The sequence below is a fragment of the Pseudomonas sp. 6D_7.1_Bac1 genome (genome assembly GCF_025465945.1).
Classification (GTDB): Bacteria; Pseudomonadota; Gammaproteobacteria; order Pseudomonadales; family Pseudomonadaceae; genus Aquipseudomonas.
This window is the reverse complement of sequence record NZ_JANLNW010000081.1, coordinates 1-23,556: the sequence shown is the minus strand read 5'-3', so window position 1 is coordinate 23,556 and position 23,556 is coordinate 1. Positions and strand designations below refer to the sequence as shown.

At 59.9% G+C, this 23,556-nt stretch carries 22 protein-coding genes; 8 read left to right on the top strand and 14 right to left on the bottom strand.

The annotated features are described in order from the left end of the window. Position 1: 1 nt before the first annotated feature. The gene (locus NTD87_RS26005; RefSeq protein ID WP_123426625.1) at positions 2–373 is read right to left on the bottom strand and encodes a DUF6124 family protein; all 372 of its coding nucleotides are present in this window, start codon (positions 371–373) and stop codon (positions 2–4) included. A gap of 572 nt (positions 374–945) precedes the next feature. On the opposite strand from NTD87_RS26005, the gene NTD87_RS26000 reads away from it, so the two are divergent. Then, positions 946–1,353 (top strand): hypothetical protein, encoded by a 408-nt coding sequence (locus NTD87_RS26000; RefSeq protein ID WP_262117056.1) that lies wholly within the window; start codon positions 946–948, stop codon positions 1,351–1,353. Between the two features lies 1 nt (position 1,354). On the opposite strand, the gene NTD87_RS25995 is transcribed toward NTD87_RS26000, so the two are convergent. Beyond that, positions 1,355–2,341, bottom strand: a complete 987-nt coding sequence (locus NTD87_RS25995; protein ID WP_262117055.1) for a GlxA family transcriptional regulator — start codon at positions 2,339–2,341, stop codon at positions 1,355–1,357. 109 nt (positions 2,342–2,450) lie between these two features. On the opposite strand from NTD87_RS25995, the gene inhA reads away from it, so the two are divergent. Next, positions 2,451–3,149 carry an isonitrile hydratase gene (gene inhA, locus NTD87_RS25990; RefSeq protein WP_262117054.1) on the top strand — a complete coding sequence of 233 codons (699 nt, stop codon included), beginning with the start codon at positions 2,451–2,453 and terminating at the stop codon, positions 3,147–3,149. A gap of 332 nt (positions 3,150–3,481) precedes the next feature. Here the strand turns inward: inhA and NTD87_RS25985 are convergent, their stop codons facing one another. After that, the gene (locus tag NTD87_RS25985) at positions 3,482–3,844 is read right to left on the bottom strand and encodes an ArsR/SmtB family transcription factor (RefSeq protein ID WP_262117053.1); all 363 of its coding nucleotides are present in this window, start codon (positions 3,842–3,844) and stop codon (positions 3,482–3,484) included. Beyond that, entirely contained in the window at positions 3,831–4,289 is a 459-nt protein-coding gene (locus NTD87_RS25980) for an SRPBCC family protein (RefSeq protein ID WP_262117052.1), read from the bottom strand. The genes NTD87_RS25985 and NTD87_RS25980 overlap by 14 nt, the downstream gene beginning before the upstream one ends. Before the next feature lie 150 nt (positions 4,290–4,439). Here NTD87_RS25980 and NTD87_RS25975 point away from each other — a divergent pair, with 150 nt between their 5' ends. Genes NTD87_RS25975 through NTD87_RS25965 form a run of 3 tightly spaced genes read left to right on the top strand, consistent with a single transcriptional unit; the run spans position 4,440 to position 6,259 of the window. Next, entirely contained in the window at positions 4,440–5,360 is a 921-nt protein-coding gene (locus NTD87_RS25975) for an ADP-ribosylglycohydrolase family protein (protein ID WP_262117051.1), read from the top strand. A 24-nt stretch (positions 5,361–5,384) separates the two neighbouring features. Further along, positions 5,385–5,804 (top strand): GFA family protein, encoded by a 420-nt coding sequence (locus NTD87_RS25970; protein WP_262117050.1) that lies wholly within the window; start codon positions 5,385–5,387, stop codon positions 5,802–5,804. Between the two features lie 53 nt (positions 5,805–5,857). Then, positions 5,858–6,259 carry a lysozyme inhibitor LprI family protein gene (locus NTD87_RS25965; RefSeq protein ID WP_262117049.1) on the top strand — a complete coding sequence of 134 codons (402 nt, stop codon included), beginning with the start codon at positions 5,858–5,860 and terminating at the stop codon, positions 6,257–6,259. Between the two features lie 139 nt (positions 6,260–6,398). Here NTD87_RS25965 and peaD read toward each other — a convergent pair whose 3' ends face one another. The 4 genes from peaD to peaA all read right to left on the bottom strand — a co-directional run bounded on the left by peaD (position 6,399) and on the right by peaA (position 10,957). After that, the gene (gene peaD / locus NTD87_RS25960; protein ID WP_262117048.1) at positions 6,399–7,517 is read right to left on the bottom strand and encodes a quinohemoprotein amine dehydrogenase subunit beta; all 1,119 of its coding nucleotides are present in this window, start codon (positions 7,515–7,517) and stop codon (positions 6,399–6,401) included. A gap of 23 nt (positions 7,518–7,540) precedes the next feature. Continuing rightward, a complete protein-coding gene (gene qhpC, locus NTD87_RS25955) occupies positions 7,541–7,864 on the bottom strand; it encodes a quinohemoprotein amine dehydrogenase subunit gamma (protein ID WP_054596428.1) in 324 nt (107 codons plus the stop codon). A gap of 1 nt (position 7,865) precedes the next feature. Then, positions 7,866–9,296, bottom strand: a complete 1,431-nt coding sequence (gene peaB / locus NTD87_RS25950) for a quinohemoprotein amine dehydrogenase maturation protein (RefSeq protein ID WP_262117047.1) — start codon at positions 9,294–9,296, stop codon at positions 7,866–7,868. Between the two features lie 80 nt (positions 9,297–9,376). Next, positions 9,377–10,957: a quinohemoprotein amine dehydrogenase subunit alpha gene (peaA, locus tag NTD87_RS25945; protein ID WP_262117046.1), complete on the bottom strand. Its 1,581-nt coding sequence runs from the start codon at positions 10,955–10,957 to the stop codon at positions 9,377–9,379. A 314-nt stretch (positions 10,958–11,271) separates the two neighbouring features. On the opposite strand from peaA, the gene NTD87_RS25940 reads away from it, so the two are divergent. Together NTD87_RS25940 and NTD87_RS25935 are read left to right on the top strand one after the other, a co-directional pair. Beyond that, on the top strand, positions 11,272–11,934 hold the full coding sequence (locus tag NTD87_RS25940; RefSeq protein WP_262117045.1) for an HAD family hydrolase: 663 nt from the start codon (positions 11,272–11,274) through the stop codon (positions 11,932–11,934). A gap of 154 nt (positions 11,935–12,088) precedes the next feature. Next, positions 12,089–13,579: an aldehyde dehydrogenase family protein gene (locus NTD87_RS25935; protein WP_262117044.1), complete on the top strand. Its 1,491-nt coding sequence runs from the start codon at positions 12,089–12,091 to the stop codon at positions 13,577–13,579. Positions 13,580–13,702: 123 nt separating this feature from the next. On the opposite strand, the gene NTD87_RS25930 is transcribed toward NTD87_RS25935, so the two are convergent. The 5 genes from NTD87_RS25930 to NTD87_RS25910 all read right to left on the bottom strand — a co-directional run bounded on the left by NTD87_RS25930 (position 13,703) and on the right by NTD87_RS25910 (position 20,279). Beyond that, a complete protein-coding gene (locus tag NTD87_RS25930; protein ID WP_262117043.1) occupies positions 13,703–14,998 on the bottom strand; it encodes an NAD(P)/FAD-dependent oxidoreductase in 1,296 nt (431 codons plus the stop codon). Beyond that, entirely contained in the window at positions 14,995–15,672 is a 678-nt protein-coding gene (locus NTD87_RS25925; protein ID WP_262117042.1) for a S8 family serine peptidase, read from the bottom strand. The genes NTD87_RS25930 and NTD87_RS25925 overlap by 4 nt, the downstream gene beginning before the upstream one ends. Next, a complete protein-coding gene (locus NTD87_RS25920) occupies positions 15,662–17,380 on the bottom strand; it encodes an ABC transporter ATP-binding protein (RefSeq protein WP_262117041.1) in 1,719 nt (572 codons plus the stop codon). Before NTD87_RS25920 ends, NTD87_RS25925 begins: the two co-directional genes overlap by 11 nt. Then, positions 17,380–19,284 carry a sigma-54-dependent Fis family transcriptional regulator gene (locus NTD87_RS25915; protein ID WP_262117040.1) on the bottom strand — a complete coding sequence of 635 codons (1,905 nt, stop codon included), beginning with the start codon at positions 19,282–19,284 and terminating at the stop codon, positions 17,380–17,382. The genes NTD87_RS25920 and NTD87_RS25915 overlap by 1 nt, the downstream gene beginning before the upstream one ends. Positions 19,285–19,523: 239 nt before the next feature. After that, on the bottom strand, positions 19,524–20,279 hold the full coding sequence (locus NTD87_RS25910) for a class II aldolase/adducin family protein (protein WP_262117039.1): 756 nt from the start codon (positions 20,277–20,279) through the stop codon (positions 19,524–19,526). A 159-nt stretch (positions 20,280–20,438) separates the two neighbouring features. Here NTD87_RS25910 and NTD87_RS25905 point away from each other — a divergent pair, with 159 nt between their 5' ends. Then, positions 20,439–21,395: a LysR family transcriptional regulator gene (locus NTD87_RS25905; protein WP_262117038.1), complete on the top strand. Its 957-nt coding sequence runs from the start codon at positions 20,439–20,441 to the stop codon at positions 21,393–21,395. Positions 21,396–21,406: 11 nt separating this feature from the next. On the opposite strand, the gene mrdA is transcribed toward NTD87_RS25905, so the two are convergent. Next, the gene (gene mrdA, locus NTD87_RS25900; RefSeq protein WP_262117037.1) at positions 21,407–23,299 is read right to left on the bottom strand and encodes a penicillin-binding protein 2; all 1,893 of its coding nucleotides are present in this window, start codon (positions 23,297–23,299) and stop codon (positions 21,407–21,409) included. Positions 23,300–23,556: the final 257 nt, after the last annotated feature.

Genomic DNA, 23,556 nt, shown 5'->3' with positions numbered 1-23,556 from the left:
GCTACGCGTCCGTGTCGTATGGATCGAAATTATCCAGCGCCCGGTTCACCAATAACTCGCTCAACACCACCATCTGTTGAATCGCCAGCGCCACATGACGCCGTGAACCTTCCAGTTCGAAGGCCAGATCGCTGGCCAACACATTCACCGATGCCAGGGTTTCGCTGGCGTGGGCCAGCAGGGTTTCGTTATCGGCATCGGGGATGACCACAAACATTTTACCCGGCCGGGTATCGAGTTTCGGTGGCGGGGTGAACGGCGGTAAGTGGTAATCCAACGCGCGCTCGGCGGCGTCATGCAGCTTGCTGGAATCGAGGGAGTCGTAAGGGGAAACGCTAGGGTTTTCGGGGGGATTGGGGGTGATTTTGACCATGGTTGAAACTCCTGACATTCATGAAGCTCACCAGCATCGTGACCAAACGATGGGTGGTGGGCGGTACGCAGGTTGGTCAACCGGGAAGTCAGGCACCCGGCGCACTCGAAAGTGCCCCGCGCACAGCCCACCGCGAAGCATAACGGCAAGTGCAAAAAAAAGCGCCGACATGCTTAGGTTGGCGCTCATGCGCCTGACATTGAACAGGTGACCAAACCCGGCCGCTGAATTGGCAGCGACCAACAAAGGCTAGTCCCGCGCCCTTCCTAACCGCAACCTTAAATCCCCGTCGGATATTTCCCCGGCCAACGCCACTTCTGTAGGAGCCTAGCTTGCTAGCGATGAACGATGACCCGGTCCACCTGACGAAACGCGTTTAATGATGAAAGCCCCAAAAGATCGCAGCCTTCGGCAGCTCCTACGGATTTGCGTAGGAGCTGCCGCAGGCTGCGATCCTGGCGATCCCGCACGCTGAAATATGCGGTTGCAAGCCAGCCACCGGCCTCATAACATCGCCCCTTCAACGGGTACAGCGGAGCTGTTCAACAAAAACCCGCATTCAAGGAACCAGAATGAACCATCGCATCCAATGCAGCATCACAGCACCTCCCCGCTCAGGCCTGACCCGGGATCAACTCTGGGAAGCCGAAGACAAGGGCCTGATCAAATGCTGGGAGATCGGTCGCGAACGCGCCGCCAAATTCCCCGGTATTGCAGAACGCTGCCTGGCCGGTGAACTCCCGGTACTCGGCTGGAAAGGTGGCGTCAGCCGCAGCCTTAAGAAGCGCGATAAATTCGGCTCTCTCAAATACCTCGCGCAATGGCAAGGCCTGCGCGGTGAGGACCTGGACATCGACTTGACTCAGGAGCGGGTGATGACCTGCTCCAGTACCAACATGGTGGTGACCTTCACCCCGGACAGCTCGAAATACTTCAACCAGCCGGCAGAAATGGAAGCCCAGGAGCAGGAGGTCAGCTGACTCAAGCGTCTTCAACCACGCTTTCGCGCGAAAACCGCTCGCGATACGCCTGCGGTGTCACGCCCATGGCCCGCAGGAAACTGCGGCGCAGGGTTTCTTCGCTGCCGAAGCCGCATTGCACGGCGACCCGCTTGATCGGCACTCCGGTCTCACTCAGTAATCGTTGTGCGGTTTCAACACGGATCAGTTCGATGGCCCGCGCCGGAGTCTGGCCGGTGTCGGCACGATAGTGCCGGATGAAGCTGCGTTCGCTCATACCGGCTTGCAAGGCTAGCGCCGGGATGCCGAGGTCCAGGGTGAGGTTTTCGGCGATCCAGGCGTGCAGCTCATCAAAACGGTTGCCGTGCTGTTGCAGGTCCAGGGTCACGCTGAACTGCAACTGGCCGCCCGGACGCTTGAGGAACACCACCAGTTGCCGGGCGACGTCCAGCGCCATTGCGCGCCCCAGATCCGATTCTACCAGCGCCAATGCCAGGTCGATGCCGGCCGTGACACCGGCGGAGGTCCAGACCGGGCCATCGTTGATGAAGATCGGGTTGGGCTCGACCCGCAGTTTCGGGTGCTTTTGCGCCAGCTGATCACAGCGGGTCCAGTGGGTGACCACGCGACGACCGTCGAGCCAGCCGCTGGCGGCCAGCAGAAAGGCGCCCGTGCACACCGACGCCACGCGCCGTGAACTGGCCGCTTGTTGGCGCACCCAGTCAACCAGCACAGCGTCTTCAGCCGCCGCGTAAACACCCCAGCCGCCAGCGATGATCAAGGTGTCGGAAGGCCCGTCTGGCAACGGTTCGGCCAGCAATGCCAACCCGGCCGATGACATCACCGCCCCGCCACCATCAGCGATCACCGTGGGTGCATAGGGCGGCGGCAGCCCTCGCTGAGCGGCGATGTCATTGGCCGTGGCAAACACCTGCAACGGCCCGGTGACATCGAGCAGTTGCACCTTGGCGAAGGCCAGGACATGAATGGTTTTCGGTGAGTTCGGCATGATTGGCGTAATTCGAGGGTTTATTGGCGTGTACGCCAAATCCTACGAGCTTAGAGTCAAACCGTCCACCCATGCCGGGTGCGAGCCACTCGACTCAGGAGAGAGCGTCATGACGTTGCAGATCGGTTTTCTGTTGTTTCCACAGGTGCAGCAACTGGACCTGACCGGACCTTACGAGGTGCTGGCCTCGCTGCCGGACGTGAAGGTGCATTTGATCTGGAAGGACCTGATCCCTGTGACGGCAAGCACCGGCCTGGTCCTGAAGCCGACCACCACATTCGATGACTGCCCGGACCTGGATGTGATTTGCATCCCCGGAGGCAGTGGCGTCGGGCCGTTGATGGAAGACCCGCAGACCCTGGCCTTCATTCAGGCCCAAGCCGCCAAGGCACGCTACGTGACCTCGGTGTGCACCGGCGCATTGGTGCTCGGCGCCGCGGGTTTGCTCAAAGGTAAACGCGCAACGACCCACTGGGCTTACCACGAATTACTGGCACCTTTGGGCGCCATTCCGGTTCGTGATCGGGTGGTGCGCGACGGCAATCTCCTGACGGGTGGCGGGATCACCGCCGGTATCGACTTCGCCCTGACCCTGGCGGCCGAGTTGTATGGCGATGAAGCCGCGCAGCTGGTGCAGTTGCAACTCGAATACGCGCCCGCCCCACCCTTCACCTCGGGCGACCCGCACACCGCGCCCAAAGCCGTGCTTGAAGAAGCTCAACGGCGTGCGGCCGCTACGCTCTATCAACGCACGCAGATCACCGAGCGTGCAGCGGCACGGCTCGATAACGCGCTTCGCCAAGTCTGAAACAGACTTTTACAGCGCCCATAAAAAAACCCGCCGAAGCGGGTTTTTCAAGACCATGACGACATCCTGTCGCTGCGATCCTTGCAATGGTCGATCATCCATGACCCTGAGCGCGTCCTGCGCTTCAGTTGATGGGTGTAGATTAGACTTCGGATCCAATGTGCAATAGACGACATCGTTACCATCTCGTGTAAGACATTCGCTATTGCAACACTTCCGAAAACCCTTAGAACCGTCAGGCTTGAAACATCTGAGCCGCGAGTTTCGCGACCTGCAGCTGACCTTCGGCGGGACTCAGTGCGTCAGACAGGGTTCAAACATGCCTGAAAAGGTCATGGCTCGACAAAGGATTTCAGATTCGTCAACGCGTGGTCCCACTGCTGGCTGATGCCCTCCAGCGAGCGGCGTGCTTCGTCCAGTTGCGTCGGCTCAAAGACCCATCGGCGCTCACGCCCCAGTTTGGTGTCACGCACCAGACCCGCGTCCGCCAGCACCCGTAGGTGCTTGGTCACGGCCTGGCGGCTGATGTCGGTACCGGCGGTCAATTGCGCGATCGACATCGCCCCGCCGCCGCACAACACGTCGATCAGCCGCAACCGGGTTTCGTCACCGAGGGCGGCGAAGGTCAGCGCCGAGCGGCCCAGCGCGGTGGCGGCCGACGGTACATCCAGTGTCAAAGAGTCAGGGGGCGGCAAGGTATGTCTCGATGTTGGTCATTTGGTCATCCCAGCCCCGACTGTTCATGCGGAAGGCTTTGAGACGGCGCTCTGCCGGAATGTTATCGAAACCGGACTCCACGACCGTCAGCAAAGTGCCGCCGTCCATGTCTTCGAGCTCGAACAGCACCAGGGTGGTGGGCTCCGACGAATAGTCCATGTCCGGCTCCACCGCATACGGATGCCAACGGAACGCAAACACCCGTTCGGGCTCGACCCGAGTCACCTGCACATCCCAAACCAGATGTTCATAGCCCGGATAAGTGATTTGCCCCTGGGTTCGCTCACCGGCGACAAAGCGTTTGCCATCGAGCGCGACGCCAAACCACTTGCCGAAGTATTCGGCATTGGCCAAAGCGCGCCAGACCGTAGAGCGTGGAGCCTTGAGCAGGATCTTTCTTTCGATGCGATCTGATGAATGCATAGGTCACCTCCTTTTAATGAACACTAGGCCCGGACGGCTGAATGAGCAACTTTTTGGTTGCGTAAAACATTGAGAGAAGCTTTACCTTCCTGCCATTGCCCTTGGAAATGCTAACGTCGGCAGCGTTCTGCCCCAAAACAAGGATGCTTTATGTTGCCCTCTCTTTCGGACCGTTACCGTGGCAGCCTGCTGGGGCTGGCCTGCGGTGACGCTGTCGGTACTAGCGTAGAGTTCAAGCCGCGCGGGTCGTTCCCAACGCTCACCAATATGGTAGGTGGCGGCCCCTTCAATCTGAAACCGGGCCAGTGGACCGATGACACATCTATGGCGCTGTGCCTGGCCGAAAGCCTGCTCACAAAAAACGGTTTTGATGCCTCCGACCAGATGGGTCGTTATCTCAATTGGTGGCATTGGGGTTACCTGAGTTCAACTGGAGACTGCTTTGATATTGGTATGACCGTACACGAAGCCCTGACTCGTTATCAGGAGACCGGTAATCCATTTGCCGGATCGACTGATCCATTCACCGCAGGTAACGGTTCGTTGATGCGGTTGGCACCCGTGGTGCTTTTTTACTTCCCGGATATCGATCAGGTCAGGACGTTTTCCAGCAGCAGTTCTCGAACCACTCACGCTGCGCCGGAAGCCATCGAATGCTGTCAGTTGTTCGCCGGATTGATTTGCAAAGCGTTGCAAGGTGCAACGAAATTGGACTTACAGCACCTGAGTCACTCACATATTTCAGAGCCGAAAGTCACCGCGATTGCCGGTGGCAACTACCTCGCCAAACCAAAATCCGAGATCGTGGGCACAGGTTATTGTGTTGCCTCGTTAGAGGCGGCACTTTGGTGCTTTCATCACACAGACAGCTTTGAAGACGCCATTCTGCAAGCCGCCAACCTGGGCGATGATGCTGACACGACCGCTGCCATTGTCGGGCAGTTGGCCGGAGCCTTTTACGGTGTGCAGAAGATCCCCAAGAGTTGGCTTGCGAAGCTGCATATGCGCGATGAGATAGAAGCGACAGCCGACGCATTGTTATTGGCATCAATCACCCGCCTTAATGGCTGAACACACCGACAAGAGGAGTCCTCAATGCCCACACTCCACGGCAGTTGCCTGTGCAAAGCCATCGCCTATGAACTCGACAGCCTCGACATGCCGATCAGCCACTGCCATTGCCACACCTGCCGCAAGGCGCATGCGGCGGCGTTTGCTTCGACGGCCGGGGTCATGCGTGAGCATTTTCGTTGGGTCAAAGGTTTGGAAAAATTGTCATCCTTCGAGTCTTCACCCGGCAAGCTACGACACTTCTGCTCCCAATGTGGCTCGCACCTGGTGGCCGAGCGTTTGGCTCAGCCCCATGTGATTGTGCGGGTGGCGACGCTCGATAATGATCCGGGGATGACGCCGCAGGTGCACATCTGGACGTCTCACGATGTGCCGTGGCTGGCCTATGAAGGGATTGCCGAGTGTGCTGAGTGGCAACCGCCACGGGTTGTACACCCTGAGTGACTGTTCTTCAATCACCCCCCATTCAACTCATCGACGACCCAAGCGAGCTTTCCATGCTTCCACGCTTTTTACTGGCCGTTGTGCCGCTGCTGCTGACGCCCCTCGCCCAGGCCGACGACTGCGCCAACGCAGCGGATCAACGCACGATGAACGAGTGCGCCGCCAAGGACTTCAAGAACGCCGATACCCAACTCAACGCGCTCTACAAACAGATAAATGAACGCTTGAAGGATAACGCCGAGAGCAAACAACGGCTGGTCGGCGCACAGCGGGCCTGGGTGGCGTTCCGTGATGCCGAGTGCACGTTCTCGGCGTCCGGGGTCGCTGGTGGCAGCGTTTACCCGATGATCTACAGCAACTGCGAGGCAGAGCTGACTTTAAAACGTGTCGAGGCCTTCAAGACTTACCTCAAGTGCCAGGAAGGTGACCTGAGTTGCCCGGTGCCCGGGGTTTGATGCTCTAGTGTCTGTAGGGGCCTCTTCGCGAGCAGGCTCGCTCCCACAGTAGATCTTCGGTGAGCACATATTTGGTGTACGACCGAAATCCAGTGTGGGAGCGAGCCTGCTCGCGAAAGCGTCCGTGCAGGCACCGCGATTACCGGACAAACACCTGCGCCGTGGTGATCGCCATGTCGCCGCCCGGCATTTTGATGCTGCCGATCTGCTTCAGGCTGTCAGCATCAAAGATCGCCACGTCGTTGAAGGTCCCGGCCAGGTAGATCTTGCTGCCGTCCTTGTTGAAGGAAATGCAGTAGTAGGAGTGGTCCAGGTTCGTCGCCTGAATCAGCTTCTTCTGTTTGATGTCGTACTTGGCCAGACGATTGAGCACGCCAAACATCAGGTTCGGGTCTTTCGGCGAACGCATGCCGCTGAAGTAGATTTCGATCAACGGGCCGAAATCGGTGGTTTCGGTCTTGCCGGTTTTCAGGTCGATGCTGAACAAGCCGTAGAGGTTTTCGGCAGTGGCCGGGTCCTGTTTTTTATCCTTGAATTTCGCCGTGGTGTAGAGCAGCGAAAAGTCATGCCGGTACGTTTGCTGGTTCCACACGTAGAGCACGTCAGGTGCGCTGTAGTTGGGGCGTTTCCAGTGACGGCTGGGGATCAGCACGTCGAACTTGCCGGTCTTCACATTGACCTTGTAGATGTCCGCACCGGCCACATACAGCGTGCCGTCATCCCCGCTTTGCATGATGGTCAGTTGACGCGGCGCCGGGAAGCTGCGAACCGGTTTGGCGCTCATACCGGCATCGGTGGCGTACACATCCAGCCGTGGGGGTTGCACTTCATAGTGGTCGTTGAGCATCAAGGTCGGGTTGGCGACGGTGTACAACTCCTTGCCGTCGTGGCTGAGGGTGAACGCGAACATCGAACGCGCTTTCTCCCCCGGTTGCTGGGTGATGCTGGCGTGGAACACCTGCTTGCAGCTGTCGAGTTCGACACCGTAGATGTCCGCATAGTGGTTGTTCAGCACGTAAGCGGTCTTGCGGTCCGGCGACAACTGAATGGTGCCGGGACCAAAGGCATCCGGCAGCTTGCAGGTCTTGTACAGGCTGTCGGTTTTAAGGTCGATGACGTTCAGGTTGTTCGGGTAATTGGTGGTCAACATGTACTCGTGACCACTTTGAAGCACAGTGTTTTCATCGGCCAGAACACTGAGTGAACAGACACTCAGGAGGGCGGAAGCGGCCAGGCCGCAGGCATTGATAAGGCGCATGCAGGAATCCTTCTTCTGTCCGATCATTTGTCTTTTGGGAACACTGTGCCCAGGTTGCGCCAGCTCTCGTTGGAAGCTTGGGCGTCCTTGTTCCAGTCCGGGTAGGTGCTCATCATGTCCGGCACTTGGGCTGGCCACCAGCAAGGGTCGGAACAACCATAGAGGTCCGCTTCCATCGGCTGGCACAGCGACGACACACCGCCAAAGGCGTCGATTTCCCAGCCGGGGTCGGTGGTCGAGGCGCAACCGGCGACAGAACTCATCGCCACCACTTCTTCGATACGGTTTTCGGCCGCGGCCTGATCGAGCTTCTGGGCTTTGTTATTGATTGCCTTGAGATGTTTCATATCAGTGAGCCTTGCGCGGAGTGATGTAACTGCTGATGAACGCAGGGTTGTGAGCCATGATCCGGGTGTAGACCTCGATACCGAAGTCGACCCAGTCACGCATCAGTTCGCAGTAGTGATAGGTCGGGTGCGTCGGGTCGCCGTAGCGGGCGTAGCTCTCGTGGTAGCAGCCGCCGGAACACAGGTTGCGGATCTGGCAGTCTTCGCAACCGGTGTTGGTTCGGTCCAGGCGTTGGGACAGGAAGTCGTTCAACTCGACCTGTTTCACGCCGCTGTGCACATTGCCGAAGGTTGGCAATGACGAGCCGGTGAAACGGTGGCAGAGGTTGAGTTCGCCCTTGTGATCCACCGCCAGCATCTTCAGTCCGGCACCGCACGGCAGGGCTTTTTTGTGGCCTTCGTGGATGTCGGTGATCAACTGGTGCAGGTTGGAGAAACCGATGTTGCGGTGCTCCAGCGCCGCTTCCAGATAACGTCGGCCGAGCTTTTTCATGTTGGCGAACACTTCGATCAACTCGTCACTGGACAGGTTGAAAGTGCTGATGTCGCCCGAGGTCACCGGGGCGAAACCGACTTCGGCAAAACCCAACTCGTTGAACAGGTGATCCCAGATGGTTTCGACATCAGTGACGCCGGTGGTCAGGGTCACACGTGCACCGACCGGGCGGCTGTTGTAGCGCGACAACAGCATCTCGGCCTTGCGCCGAACCACGTCGTAGGTGCCCTGCCCGCCCACGGTGATGCGGTTGCGGTCGTGCACGGTTTTCGGTCCGTCGATGCTCACCGACAAGCCAAAACGGTGGGCATTCAGGTAGTCGACCGTGTCCTCGGTGAGCAGCGTGGCGTTGGTGGTCATGACGAATTCGACGAACTTGCCGGCTTCGCGAAAACGCTTCTCACAGTAGTCGACCATGTACTCGATCAGCTTGCGATTGCTCAGCGGCTCACCACCGAAGAACACCACGGTGAAGCGCTCTTCGTCAGGCGATTCACGCAACAGCATTTCCACCGACGCAACGGCGGTGTCGACGTCCATCTTCTTGCCGGCCGACGGCTTGTCGAGGTCTTCCTTGTAGCAATAGGTGCAGCTCAGGTTGCAGCCGGTGTTGACGTTGAGCACCACGGTGTTGATCGCCGTGCGTTCGACCCGTTTGGTGCCGATGTCCGGGGTCAGCGGCGAGCCGTCACTGACCAGTTCCAGGGAGATCAGTTCACGCAGGGTTTCGGTGATTTCTTCGCCGTTGAAGCGTGCGGCCAAGCGCTGGATCAAGTCCTCCGACGAACAGCCGGGACCGCGCAAGGTATCGATGATGGTGCCGGTCAGCTCATCGCTGGCGAACAGCGAACTGCTGGGAATGTGAAACAACATGCGGTCGGCATCGACGTGCACTTCGTGCAGATTGCGCTCGACCAGATTCAAAATGGCGCCCATTACAACCTCCTGTGCAAACCCCGTTTTCGAGGCCTGCGGTCATTCCTGAAAAGTGTCTGTCACGTTCACGCGCAGTCAAATCAGGGAATGGGTGGATTGTTCCAGCGTTGCACGGTGACGATCATGTGGCCTTCGCCGGTCAACGCCTTGCCAGCGTCATCCACTGCGGCGATCACCTTGAGATTTCCGGCGTTGTTGGTGGACATCTTGCGTTGCGGGTTCGGCCCGGCATCGCCCGGGGTGAATATGCCGCTGTCGGCCTGCATGGTGCCGGCAAACTTGACGTCCTGGTCTTCCTTGGCGCGGTCGTCGAAGGCTTCAACTTTCCACTGCGCCGGGAACACACCAATGCGATACGGTTTGCCATCGGCGCCTTTGCCCCAGGCTTCGGCATCAAAACGGCCCTGGACTTTTGGCGTCGAACCGCCGCCCTCACCGATCCGCGCCACCGAGAATTCCGGCACTACCTTGACCTCGGCAATCTGGCTGTAGACCGCCAGCGTCGCGCCTTTCAAGTTGCCAATCGTGACCTCGTGCGCGCCGGGTCTGGCGTCGGCGGCCGCTTTGATTTTGACCTTGATGCGCTCTGGACTTTGCTCCAGCACTTGCACCACTTCCACGCCATTGCCAAAGTTCGGCGTGCCTTGCAGACCGCTGCCGATCAGGGTCACCTCGGTTTCGCTGCCGGCCTTCAGATACCCCGGCTGCACCGCCAGCAAACGGCTGGAACCTTGTTTGGCGGCGATAAAGTCGAGGCCGCGTTCATCGTGCTCGGCGTCGAACATTCGACCTTGCAGTTCAGTGCCCTTGGCGGCGAACACCTGACGCATGACCACACCGTCGATGGTCACGTTGCCGCGCCATTCGTAACCGCTGTAGAGGATCGCGCTGCCGTCGCCATTGAACGGGCTGCCATCGGCGTATTGGCCTTTGACCGTGACCTTGAACTGATCAAGGCCCGAGGCGCTGACACTCATTACACCGGCCAGCTCACCCTTGCCTGGCAAGTGGCCGCTGAAGCTCCAGTTACCCACCAGCGCTTCGGATTTTGGCGCCGTTTTTTGCCAGGCTTTCCAGGCCGGGTTGTCCAGCGGATAGCGCTTGGCCAACAGCGGCACCATGTCTTTGCGAGCAATGTCGAACCAGTCGCGATCGCGGGCCAATGCCTGGTATTCCAGGGACGGCCATTGGCCGAGGTGGAAGTTCACCAGACGTTCCCACTCCTGGGCCGGCCGCCGTTGCAGGGCAATCCGCGCACCGGAGTGGCAGCGGCCGCACATCTGGCTCGTCAGGTCGTCGAAATGCTCGACGGTATTGAGCCGGCGCTCCAGCGCATAACGCACGCCATCGGTTTCGCTCGGCGCCAGGCCTTGGGTATCGGCGAGGTATTTGACCAGTGTGCGGCGGTCCTCATCACTGATCTGCAAACCGTGCATGGTCTGCATCCGGGCGATGCTCATCAGCCAGCCTTCGGGGGTTTTGCGCTGGTGGCTGATACGGCTCAAGGCATTGTCGGCCTCGGGGGTATGACAGCCCTGGCAGGTTTCCTTGAGGATGGTTTGGGCGTCACGCGCGGCCATGCTTTGCGGAGCATGCAGGGCGGCACACGCGGCGAGCGCCAGCAGACTGGCGCTCATGCCTGATCGGAGTTTTCTCTTCATCAACGTCGAACCTCGCACGGTGCTTTCTTATTGTTGTGATCTGTTGTTTTTATGGTTTCTGCCGCCGGCGAACCGGTCACTGGCGGAGGCAAGAGAAACGTCTGCGAAGGAGCAATACACGGAGCGTGCCAGCTTATGAATAGTCTTTAAAATCAAATGATTGGCGAGAAAAATAGATTTTTTACCAGGGCTGAAAAACGTGAGTGGCGTCTAATATCGCGACAACTGTTGCACTCTGAGACGAGCATAGATGACGCCCTGTGTATACGATGGCTACCTATCCGCTTAACCGCTTCAGCTACGGGAACTGCGCCATGCTCACTGCTTTGCTCTTCGACCTCGACGGCACCCTGACCGACACCGATGCGCTCCATCTGCTGGCGCTTCAACAATTGTTGCTGGAGGAGGATGGCCGGGTCTTCAGCCAAGCCGAGTTCGAAGCGCATGTGAGCGGCCAGGCTAACGCCAACATGTGTCGCTACCTGTTCCCGGATCGCTCGGTGGTCGAGCGCGAAGCGTTCGCCGAACGCAAGGAAGTGCGCTTTCGTGAACTGTCTCCACAACTGACGCCCATTGCCGGATTAGTCCGTTTGCTGGATTTCGCCAAGGAACAGGACATTGGCGTTGCCGTGGTCACCAATGCGCCACGGGCCAACGCCGATCACATGCTTGAAGCGCTGGGCCTGCATGAGCGTTTCGAACAGATCGTGGTTGCCGAGGAACTGCCCCGTGCCAAGCCCGATCCCCTGCCCTACCTCACCGGCCTTGAGCGTTTACGGGCCAGCGCCGAGGTGACCCTGGCGTTCGAAGACTCGATCCCCGGCCTGACGGCGGCGGTGAAGGCCGGGATTTTCACCGTGGGCCTGGTGACCAGCCAACGCCGCGAGACGCTGCTGGCGGCGGGTGCGCATCTGGTGATCGAGGACTTTAACGATCCGCAGCTATGGGCGGTGATTGATCGCATGTTGAGCCGTTAACGGCTTTGGCTGTCTCACTCACGTCTCAGATTGCGACAGCTCCGCGCGCTCAGTCAGCTGTTTTTGGCACTGAACCCCGCTAAACACAGCCCTTCGGCAAACTGGCACAACCGTTGCGAAAGACCTCGCCACACGAACAAGACGAGGTCTCACCATGCCGCTTCCTTACCTGCTTCCCGCCACATCGGCGTTCATCCAACGCGCCCCGCGCATGTTGATCGGCGCCGACTGGGTCGAGGCCGCCGACGGCCAGACCATGCCCTTGCACAACCCGGCGACCGGCGAAGTGCTGTGCGTTGTACCGAAGGCTACTCCAGACGACGTTGATCGCGCCGTGCTCGCCGCACGTCACGCCTTCGACGATTCGGCCTGGACCCGCACCCGACCTCGAGAGCGGCAAAACCTGTTGTGGAAACTCGCCGACCTGATGGAGCGCGACGCCGAGTTGCTCGCGCAACTGGAATGCCTGAACAACGGCAAAAGCGCGGCCGTGGCACAGGTCATGGACGTGCAGTTGTCCATCGACTTCCTGCGCTACATGGCCGGTTGGGCGACCAAGATCGAAGGTTCCAGCGTCGAAGTCTCGCTGCCGTTGATGCCAGACGATCAGTTCCACAGTTTTATCCGCCGTGAAGCGGTGGGCGTGGTCGGCGCCATCGTTGCCTGGAACTTCCCGTTGCTGCTGGCCTGCTGGAAACTCGGTCCGGCCCTGGCCACCGGGTGCACCGTGGTGCTGAAACCGGCGGATGAAACGCCGCTGACCGCGCTGAAGCTCGCCGAGCTGGTGCTGGAAGCCGGCTACCCGAGCGGGGTGTTCAACGTGGTCACCGGTACCGGCATCACCGCCGGTTCTGCGCTGACCCACAACCCGTTGGTGGACAAACTGACCTTCACCGGCTCCACCGCCGTCGGCAAGCAGATCGGCAAGATCGCCATGGACTCCATGACCCGGGTTACCCTGGAGCTGGGCGGTAAATCGCCGACCATCGTCATGGCCGACGCCAACCTCAGCAGTGCCGCCGCCGGGGCGGCCAGTGCGATCTTCTTCAACCAGGGTCAGGTCTGCTGCGCAGGCTCGCGGCTCTATGTACAGCGCAAGCATTTTGACAATGTGGTGGCCGACATTGCCGGCATCGCCAACGCCATGAAGCTGGGTAACGGCCTGGACCCGAGCGTTGAAATGGGCCCGTTGATCTCGGCGCGCCAGCAAGCGCGGGTGTACAACTACATCGAAATGGGTCGTGAAAGTGGTGCGACCATCGCCTGTGGCGGTGAGCAATTCGGCCCTGGGTTCTTCGTCAAGCCGACGGTGATCGTCGATGTCGATCAGCAGCACTCGCTGGTTCAGGAAGAAATCTTCGGCCCGGTGCTGGTGGCGATTCCGTTCGATGACGAGGCCGATGCGTTGCGCATGGCCAATGACAGTCCGTATGGCCTGGGCGCGAGTATCTGGTCCAACGACCTGGCGGCGGTGCACCGGATGATTCCGCGGATCAAATCCGGCTCGGTCTGGGTCAACTGCCACAGCGCCCTCGACCCGGCATTGCCGTTTGGCGGTTACAAGATGTCCGGCGTGGGCCGTGAGATGGGGTATGCGGCAATCGAGCATTACACCGAGTTGAAGTCGGTGTTGATCAAGCTGTAATCACTGGCGCTCTCTAGACTGCCATCGCGAGCAAGCTCGCTCCCTCAGGGATCTGGTGAACGCTGGAGATCCAATGTGGGAGCGAGCCTGCTCGCGATGGCGCCAGACCGTTCACCTCAACTGTCAGGGTTTAAACCCCTGCCCCAACAACCACCCGCGTACCACTCGCCCCTGCTCCACCGTCAAACCTTGCAGCGCCTGTTCGGCGGGCTGGGTTTGCAGGCGACGCAGCAGCGGCGCCAACTCCACCCCTTGCACATGCCAGATCCCCAACGGCTGGTCCGCCGTGATCACCACCTCGGCCTCATCGACAAAGCCATCGTGCAACACCGGTGCGCGATCAATGCGCAGAGACGCAAAGTCTGCGGGCGCATGAGCAAGCGCCGTGTCCGGCCAGTGCCGACGCGCACGCCAGAACGGTTGCTCCGACCAGCGCAATTCATCGGCATAGAAGTCCCGGCCAATACGTGCGAACCGCAAAAACAGTTGTTCGGCCCGCTGGTGATGGAAACGCTGAGCCAATGCCGCACGCTCAGGTTTACGCAGTAACGTGTTGATGACCACCGGTGCCTGCAACGCGCAAGACAATGACTGAAAGATACCGTTGCCCGACAGCGGATCGACCGCCATGGCCGCGTCGCCAACCCGAATCCAGTTATCGCCGCACACCTGTGGATTGAGAATCGCCGTGCTGCTGCGGGCGTGCAGTTGCAGATCGGCTTCAAGCTGCGCGCCAAAAAATTCAACGGCCAACGGCGAATCCTGACGGCGCTGGCGACAGTAGTCGAGCAACTGCGCCTTGCCCGGTAACTCGGCGCTGGTCACGTCCACGGTCAACTGCCAATAACATTGACCATCGGCCCGCCGCGCCATCCAGGCCCAACCGTCCTGTAGACTCTCCACCGCGCTGGCGGTGACGCTTGGCGCGCCCTGCCAACGGTTGAGCAAGCTGACCGTCTCCGGTCCGCGTTGCCCTTTGCCAAGCGCCGGCGCCTGCCGACCACGGGCCTCCACCAGAAACTCACTGAACAATTCGCCGCGTCCTTCGACCTCAACCCGATGACCCGACGCCTGGGAATGAACCGCCAGCACCCGGCCTTCGATCAGCTCGACACCGGCCAGGCGCAAGTCCTCGCGCAAGCCTCGATCGAAGCTCGGCCGATCCAGCAGAAACTCGATGTTTTGCGCATGCTGCCGACCGTTCCACGACACCTGCCGCTGAGACGGCAAGGCGGCCTCCGCCAGAGCCTGATGCAAACCGGTACTTCGTAGCGCTTCGAGCACCCGCTGTGAAACACCTTCGAGCGCCGCGAAGCGCCGCCAGTCACTGATCAGCGTCACCGCATAACCCAGCCGGCGCAGGCCCAACGCCACCGCCGCGCCCGCAGGCCCGGCACCGAGAATCAGGATGGCGCTCATTTCCAGACTCGCTGCTCGGGGCCACGATAACGAGCGTTATCCCGCAACCATTCGAGGACTTGCGCATTGCTTGAGTCGAGATGCCCGGCAAGGTAATTGGCGATATGCCCAGTCAACGCCGCGCAGCCGAGACTGGCGCCGGATTGCCCAGGGTAGGTGCCCCGAACGCAGGCGGCAAAGTCGGCCTGCTGACTGTTGAGCCACGACCACTCGTGTTCGCCACAACGTGCATCACCGGTCACTCGCAACACCTGCGGGTAACTCGCGGGGTACACACCCTCGCCTTGCGCCGGGCTCGACGCGCACAGCAGAACACCACGGGCGACTGCCGCCGAACAGGCTTCACGCAGCAGGCTGCGGTCCTGGCGCAAGCCCAGGCTGAGGTTGATCACCCGCACGTCCTGCGCCACCAGCCAATCGATCGCCGTGGCGATTTGCAAGGCACTGGTCACCCCACGCCGGTCGAACACCTGCGCCACGCAAAAGCGTGCCGATACCGCACGCTGGCTGATCGCTTCGACCACCGCGCTGCCGTGGCCAATCGGATCGTCACGCAGCTCGTCTTCGGCAAGTCCGTCCTCGACCAGATAAAACCGTCGCCCGGCGCTCACCTGTCCGCGCTGGGCTACGGAATGCCCACTGTCGACCACGCCAATCCGTAGCTCAGGCTTCATCCAGCACCCTTACCTGCGTCAGCACGCCATCGAACAATTCAAAGCGTAAATCAGCATCAGCCAGGGTTGAGGGGCGATGGCTGATCAGGATTCGTGTACGTCCGGCAAACAATCGGTCGATGGCCTCGATGACTTCCCGTTCAGTGGCCTCATCGACCGCCGAGGTGGCTTCATCGAGCACCAGAATCAGTGGATCCTGCAACAGTGCACGGGCGATGGCGATCCGCTGTTTCTGCCCGCCGGATAACTGCTGACCGCGCTCGCCCAACGGGCTGTCGAGGCCTTCGGGCAGGGACGCGATCAGGCTGTCGAGCTGCGCCAGTCGCGCCACTTCGGCCACCGCCTCGCGGCTGGCGTCCGGCACCGCGTAGGCAAGGTTATCCGCCAGGCTACCGCGAAACAGCACGATGTCCTGACTGACTACGGCGATCCGCCGACGCAACTCGAACAGCGCAAGCTCGCGCAGGTCGATTCCGTCCAGCAGCACCCGGCCAGACTGCGGGTCGTGGTGCCGTTGCAGCAGGTCAATCAGCGTCGATTTACCCACCCCGGAGCCGCCGCTCAAGGCGACTTTCAAACCGTAAGGAATACGCGCATCGATCCCGCGCAAGGTCGTCGGGCGCCCAGGGTGGCTGAAGTGCACCGCCTCAAAACACAGTTCGCCAGAGCTCGGCATTGGCAGCGGCGCTTGCGACGTGACGACGCTCGGCTGTTCACCGCGCAGCTCCATGACCCGGCCAAGGCTGACGGTCATCCGTTGAATCGCCACGTACAACCCGAGCAGACTCTGCACCGGCCCGACCGCCATCCCCAAATACGTCGAAAACGCGATCAGCGCGCCGAGCTGCCAGGTACCCTGCACCACCCAGTAACCGCCGATCAAAAATGCACAGGCCCGCGACAACGAGGTCAGTGTGCCAGGCACTGCCTGGGTAAAAAACTCGGTGACTTGCAAGCGCAGCAGCTGGCTCATGTAGCCCTGCCCCAAAGTTTCGAGGCGCCGTGCTTCGCGTTGTTGCTGGCCGGCGGACTGGATGAATTTCATCACCGGCAGGGTTTCGACCATGAACGAGGACATATCCGCCGAACGCTCGCGTAACTGCCGCACATCACGCTCGACCTTGCGCCGCATCCAGCGCAGCCAGAGCACGTCCAGCGGGATCAATACCAACGCCAACAGCGAGAGTTTCCACGACAGGGTCAGCAACATCGCCAGCGCGCAGACCAGACCAATAATGCTGGAAACCGCCGAGAACAGCGAGTCGACGGCAAAGCGCTGGATCTCTGCGACATCACCATCGAGGCGCGACATCAGGTCGCCGATCCGCCGTTGCCCGTAGAAGCCTGGCGACAAGGTCTGCAAGTGTCGATACAGATCATCGCGCAGGGCAAACAGAATGCGCCCCGACAACCGCGTGTGCAGGTAGCGATTGATCCCCGACAATGCAGTGCCGAGCAGCCCGGCGACAATCATCAACCCGGCGATCAGTACCAGCATGGGAAAATTGTGCGCCAGCAGTCCATCGTCAATCAGCAACTTGGTCAGCCAGGGCTGCACCAGCACCAGCAACGAGGCGCACACCGACAACCCGAGCAGCCCGGCAATCGCCAGCCGATGCGGGCGCACGAAGCCGTACAACCACTGCAAGGCGGCGTCCAGCGCTTGAGGGTTGTGGCTGTCGACCAGCCTGACGATCAAGCGGCGCATCAGTTGCGCAACTGTTTGAGCTTGCGGTACAGCGTCGCGCGGCTGATGCCCAATGCATCGGCGGTGGCCGAAACGTTGCCATGATGACTGTCGAGGGACTGGCGGATCAGCTCCAGTTCATTCTCGCGAATGCTGCCGGTGGGCAAGCGCTCGCTGGCATTCAACTCGTCGAGCATGCTGTCGGGCAGATGATCCAGGCTCAGCACGCTTTCACCCGGTTCGCGCATGGCCAGTGCGGTACGCAGCACCATCTCCAGTTGGCGAATGTTGCCCGGCCAGTGGTAACCGGCGAGCAAGCTGCTCAGCTCCTCTTTCAGTTTGACCGTTGGTGCATCCAGTTTGCCGAGCAAGCGGTTCACCAATTCACTGAAGTCTTCGCGCTCACGCAAGGCCGGCAGCATCACGCTGATGCCGTTGACACGATAGAACAGATCTTCGCGAAAGTGCTGGTCCTCCACCAGACGTTTGAGGTCGCGGTGAGTGGCACAGATCAGTGCGACGTCGATGTCTTGCTCTTCGCCCGCCCCCAGCGGTGCGACCTTGCGGTCCTGCAACACCCGCAAGAGGCGCGCTTGCAACGCCAGCGGCATGTCGCCTATTTCATCGAGGAACAGCGTGCCGCCATGGGCCTGTTGCAGTCGGCCGATCATCCCGCCCCGCCGTGAGCCGGTGAACGCCCCTTCGCGGTAGCCGAACAGTTCCGACTCGATCAGGCCCTCGGGGATTGCCGCACAATTGACCGCGACGAAGGGTTTGTCGCAACGGCTGCCAGCCATGTGCAGCGCCCGGGCGATGACTTCCTTGCCGGTGCCGGTTTCTCCCAGCAGTAATACCGGCAAATCATTGGCCAGGCCTTGCCGGGCCATGCGCAACGCACGCGCATAACGCACATTGCTACCGGCCAGGGACTCGAGATCGGGTTGGGGTTTGGTGCTCTTTGCAACGCTGCGCGGGGTGCTGCTGACGTTGATCGAGCGCTGCGGTGCACGCAGGGTTTTGTAAAAGAATTCGCCTTTGGCGGTTTGCAGACTGCCGATCCCGCCTTGTTGCAGGCGTGCCAGCAGTTGCAGGCCATCGACCCCGAGAAAGTCTTCACACGGCCGGCCAACCAGGGCTGAGCGTTCGGCATTGAGCAACTGACAGGCCTGAGCGCTGACGGCCAGAATCTGCCCGCCGAGGCTTACCGCCAATAGCCCTTGCCAAGGCGATTCGAGGTACTGTCGACGACTGTGGAAGGCGAGCACAATCTGTTCGGGATAACTTGCGTTGAACACCCGGCTTTCAATCTGACTGACCGCCATCGTCAGCAACGCGGTGCTGTCATGCACCCGTCCTAACGGGCCTTCGCGGGTCAGGTCGAGCACGCCAAGGATCTCGCCCTGAGGGCAGTGAATCGGCACCGAGGAGCAGGAAAAATCACTGAGACGATCGAGGTAATGTTCGCCACAGTCGATCAGCGTCGGCCGCGCTTCCACCAGCGCCGTGCCAAGGGCATTGGTGCCGCGTGCAGCTTCGCTCCAGCAGGCGCCCAGGGTGATGTCTTGCAGGCCACTGCCCTTGAGCCGGTCGGCGCGGCCTTCGACCGAGAGTATGGTCGCGTCGGAGTTGGCGAGGATGATCAGCCCTTCCTTGCCCTGGCGCTCGGCCAGGTAATCGATGGCCGGCATCGCGGCGTCGATCAGCAAGCGATTGCTCGCCAGCAACACCTCAAGGCTGGCGCTCGATTCCAACGCCAGCTCATGCTTGCCATTGAAGTGCACACCATGGCTCAAGCTGCGTCGCCATGAGGCATCGATTTCAGCGCGCAACACCCCGTTGGGGACTTCGCCTTCAAGGTGAAGTTTTTCCCGGGCCAACCGGGCTTCATGTTGCAGCTCTGGCGTTATTGTTTTTATAAGAGTCATCAAGCGCTCCGGATCGGTCCGCCCAGTCTCTGGCCGGGTCACTCCCAGACATGTGACGAAGCACGCATGCCATGGGGAAATATCTACCCGGTTCAGATGGCAGTAAAGGGAAGTTTGCCCGATACCTCGGACAGCCCTTCCCTCAAGCAAAACCTGCGCCATGGGAAATCGGCGCCAGCGCTTATGTTTACGTTAACGTCAAGAGACTGGCAAGTGCCACAGAGCGCCTGATTCGGTGCTCATGAGCAATAGGACTCGCGCTGTGATTCGATCAGTGTCAAAGCCGCAGCCCAGGCCAGATCGACGATGTTCTCGGCATCGTCCTGCTCGAACTGTTCAGCCGTATGAGCGCAAACCGCTGACGACGGGAAGTTCAGCTCACAACCACCCGCCAGCGCCTGGACCTGCGCCTGGCAGGCGCGTTCAAGGAAATAAATTTCCTGGAACGCATGGGCCACACTGGCACCGCCTACCAACAACCCGTGATTGCGCAGGATCATCGCCTTGTGTGGCCCCAGGTCGGCAATCAACCGCTCGCGCTCGTCCAGCGACAAAGCGATACCTTCATAGATGTGATAGGCCAGCTTGCCGTAGAACTTCAGCGCGTGCTGAGTGATCGGTAGCAGGCCTTGCTTCTGCGCAGCCACCGCCATGCCCGCCGCCGTGTGCGTGTGAATCACGCAGTTAAGGTCGGCGCGCGCCATGTGGATAGCCGAATGGATCACGAAGCCTGCGGTATTGACCCGATGATCCGCGTACGCCGGGTCGACAATTCGGCCCTGCTGGTCGATCCGCACCAGATCAGAGGCGCGCATGCGATCAAAGATCACCCCATAACGGTTGATCAGGAAATGATGCTCGGGCCCCGGAATTCGCAACGTGATGTGAGTGTCGATCAGGTCGGTCATGCGAAAATGCGCGACCAGCCGATACAAGGCCGCCAGTTCGCAACGGGCCTGCCATTCAACGGCGTTCATCTCTTCAGGCTTACTCACAAATCCACCTCTTCTTGTACGTGATGGCGACCGGACAGAGCGCAGGCGCCGATTATCGACAGCACGGTGTGCTTGTGGGCTTTATCGCGGCCGGGCTAGGATTAGTCAATTTTCAAATTCTTAAGCTTACTATTAGCCTTGCTAATAGCAGGAATCTCTATGCCCTCAGCGCTCTCGCACGCCAGTCGACGCTTTCTCAATGACCGGCTCGACTGGAACCTGCTGCGCACTTATCTGGTAATCGGCCAGGAAGGCAGCATGAGCCGCGCGGCCGCGCGCCTGCACATCACGCAATCGGCGGTGAGCCAGGCGCTCAAACGTCTCGAGGAACAGCTCGATTGTGTGCTGATTGCCCGCAGCGGTCGGCGCTTCGATCTCACCGAAAGCGGTGAAGAAGTGCTGCGTATCGCGGCCGATATTTATGGTGATATTTCACGTTTGGGGACGGTGCTGGAGAGTCGTCACGATGACATGGTGGGCAAGGTGCGCATCCTCACCATCAGCGGCATCCAGTCGGCGCACTACGATGAGTTTCTGGCGGACTTCCATGAAAGTCATCCGAACGTCGAGCTGGAAGTTGAGGTGATGGGGAGCTCGGATATCATCAGTTCCCTGCTGCAAAAAACGGCGACGGCAGGCGTTGGTTTATGCCGACTGCGCCAGCCTCGGCTGGAGCAACGCGTGTTGTTTCGCGAGCGTTACGGGTACTTCTGTGGGCCGCGACATCGGTTGTTTGGGCAGGAGAATCTGACGCTGGAACAGCTCGCTACCGAGCACTTTGTCAGCTTCACCAGCGACCAGTTGGGCGGCAATCTTTCACCGCTGACGCTGTTTCGCGACCAGCAGGGCTTTACCGGCAAGATAGTCGCCTCATCGACCAGTTTCCAAGAGATTCACCGGCTGATCTGCGCAGGGTTTGGTATCGGCTGTTTGCCCGTTCATCTGGTACGACGAGATGTCGAACAGGGGCTGCTATGGCGTCTGCCGCCTGAGGAAGGAGTAGCGGATCTGGATATTCGGCTGCTCTGGAATCGTGAGCAGAAAATGACTCAGGCCGAAACGGTGTTCCTGGAAAGCATCCAGCACCTGCTCAGCAGGCATGAGCAGGTGCTGTAACTTTCAGTGCTTCAAACGTGAGGATCGGCTGGCGGTTTGCTCGGGCTCGCGTATTGCGGCTTCAAGTGACCGTCATGGTCCAGCAGCCACGCATCCATGATTTGGCGCACCACGGGTCCGGCAACGCGACCACCGGCCTCGCCGTTCTCGATCATCACTGAAATCACGATCTGCGGATGTTCGGCCGGGGCGAATCCGACGAACAAGGCGTTGTCGCGGTTACGTTCGCGGGTCTTCAAACGGTCGTAGCGTTCGCCCTGTTTGATCGCCACCACTTGTGCGGTACCGCTCTTGCCGGCGATCCGGTATTGCGCCCCCACCGCGGCTGCTCGGGCGATACCGCGTGGATCGTGCATGACCATTTGCATGCCGTGATTGACCTGGTCCCAATCATGGGGATTCTTCAACAGGATGTTGGGCATCGGATGCTCATCCACCGGCGCCACGCCAGCGATCGTCTTGGCCAGGTGCGGTCGGTTCCACACGCCTTTGTTGGCGATCAGTGCAGTGGCCTGGGCCAGTTGCAACGGCGTCACTTGCATATAGCCCTGACCGATCCCGAGGATCACCGTTTCACCCGGGAACCACGGCTGGCGGTGAGTAGCGCGCTTCCAGGCCTGGGATGGCATCAACCCGGCGGATTCTTCAAACATGTCCAGCGAGACCTTCTCGCCGAGACCGAACATCGCCATGTAATCGTGCAGACGATCGATGCCGAGCTTGTGTGCCAGGTCGTAGAAGTAGGTGTCGTTGGAACGCATGATCGCTGCGTCCATGTCGACCCAACCATCGCCGCTGTGATTCCAGTTACGGTATTTGTGGTCGAAATCCGGCAGTTGGTAGTAACCCGGATCGAAGACCCGAGTGGACGCCGTGACCACGCCCGTGTCGAGCCCGGCAATCGCTACTTCCGGCTTGATCGTCGAGCCCGGCGCGTACAACCCACGCAATACCCGGTTGAACAGCGGACGGTCAATGGAGTCATGCAGCGCCGCGTATTCCTTGAAGCTGATACCCGTGACGAACAGGTTCGGGTCGAAGCTCGGTTTGCTGACCATTGCCAGCACTTCACCCGTTGCCGGATCGAGAGCAACCACTGAACCACGACGGTCGCCCAGCGCGTCTTCTGCCGCCTCCTGAAGCCTCACATCGAGGCTGAGGACGATGTTCTTCCCTGGAATCGGGTCCGTGTGCTTGAGCACACGCAGCACGCGCCCCTGGGCGTTGGTTTCAACCTCTTCATAGCCAACATGGCCATGCAGCTCGGATTCGTAGAATTTTTCGATGCCAGTCTTGCCGATCGACTGGGTACCGCGGTACTCCACTGTATCCAGCGCCTTGGATTCTTTCTCGTTGATGCGCCCGACATAACCGATAGAGTGGGCGAAATGTGCGCCCAGCGGGTAGTTGCGAACGAACTGCGGCTCGACGTCAATTCCCGGCAAACGGAACTCGTTCACTGCGAGCACGGCGATCTGTTCTTCGGTCAGTTCATAGAACAAAGTGACCGGGACAAAGGGGTGGCGCGCCTGTTTCATCGCCTTGTCGAACAGCGTGCGATCTTCAGCGGGCAAATGCAGCAGGCTGACCACCGAGTCCAGCTCGCCCTTCACATCGGTTGCGCGCTCGCGAGTGATGGTCAGGTTGTAGCTAGGCCGATTGTCAGCCAGCAGCACGCCGTTACGGTCATAGATCAGGCCGCGAGTCGGGGTAATGGGCAACACGTGCACCCGGTTGTTTTCGGAGATCGTCGAGTGATAGTCAAACTCGACCACTTGCAGAACGTACATGCGCACAACCAGCGCACAGGTGATGGCAATCACGAACAGTGCGCAAGCCAACAACCGCTTGTTGACCAGACGCGTTTCTGTTTCGTGGTCTTTGATCGGGATCGGTTCGGGCATTTGTGCAGCAACTCTTTGACTGGGTTAAACGCCATTCCTTGCGCGTGACATCAGTCCATCAAAAAAACGAGCTGCACCATACCAAAAACTGCACGGCCACTTTAGGACTAATTTCCTGAGTGGCTGTCCTTGACGGCCAAAACGACGGTCGGACGGCTTCGGGCCCACTGAAAAAAGCACGGCCATGATCGAAGGCCACTTTTTCGCAGGCAAAACAAAACCCCTACCTGCATGCGCAGATAGGGGTTTCGGAATTT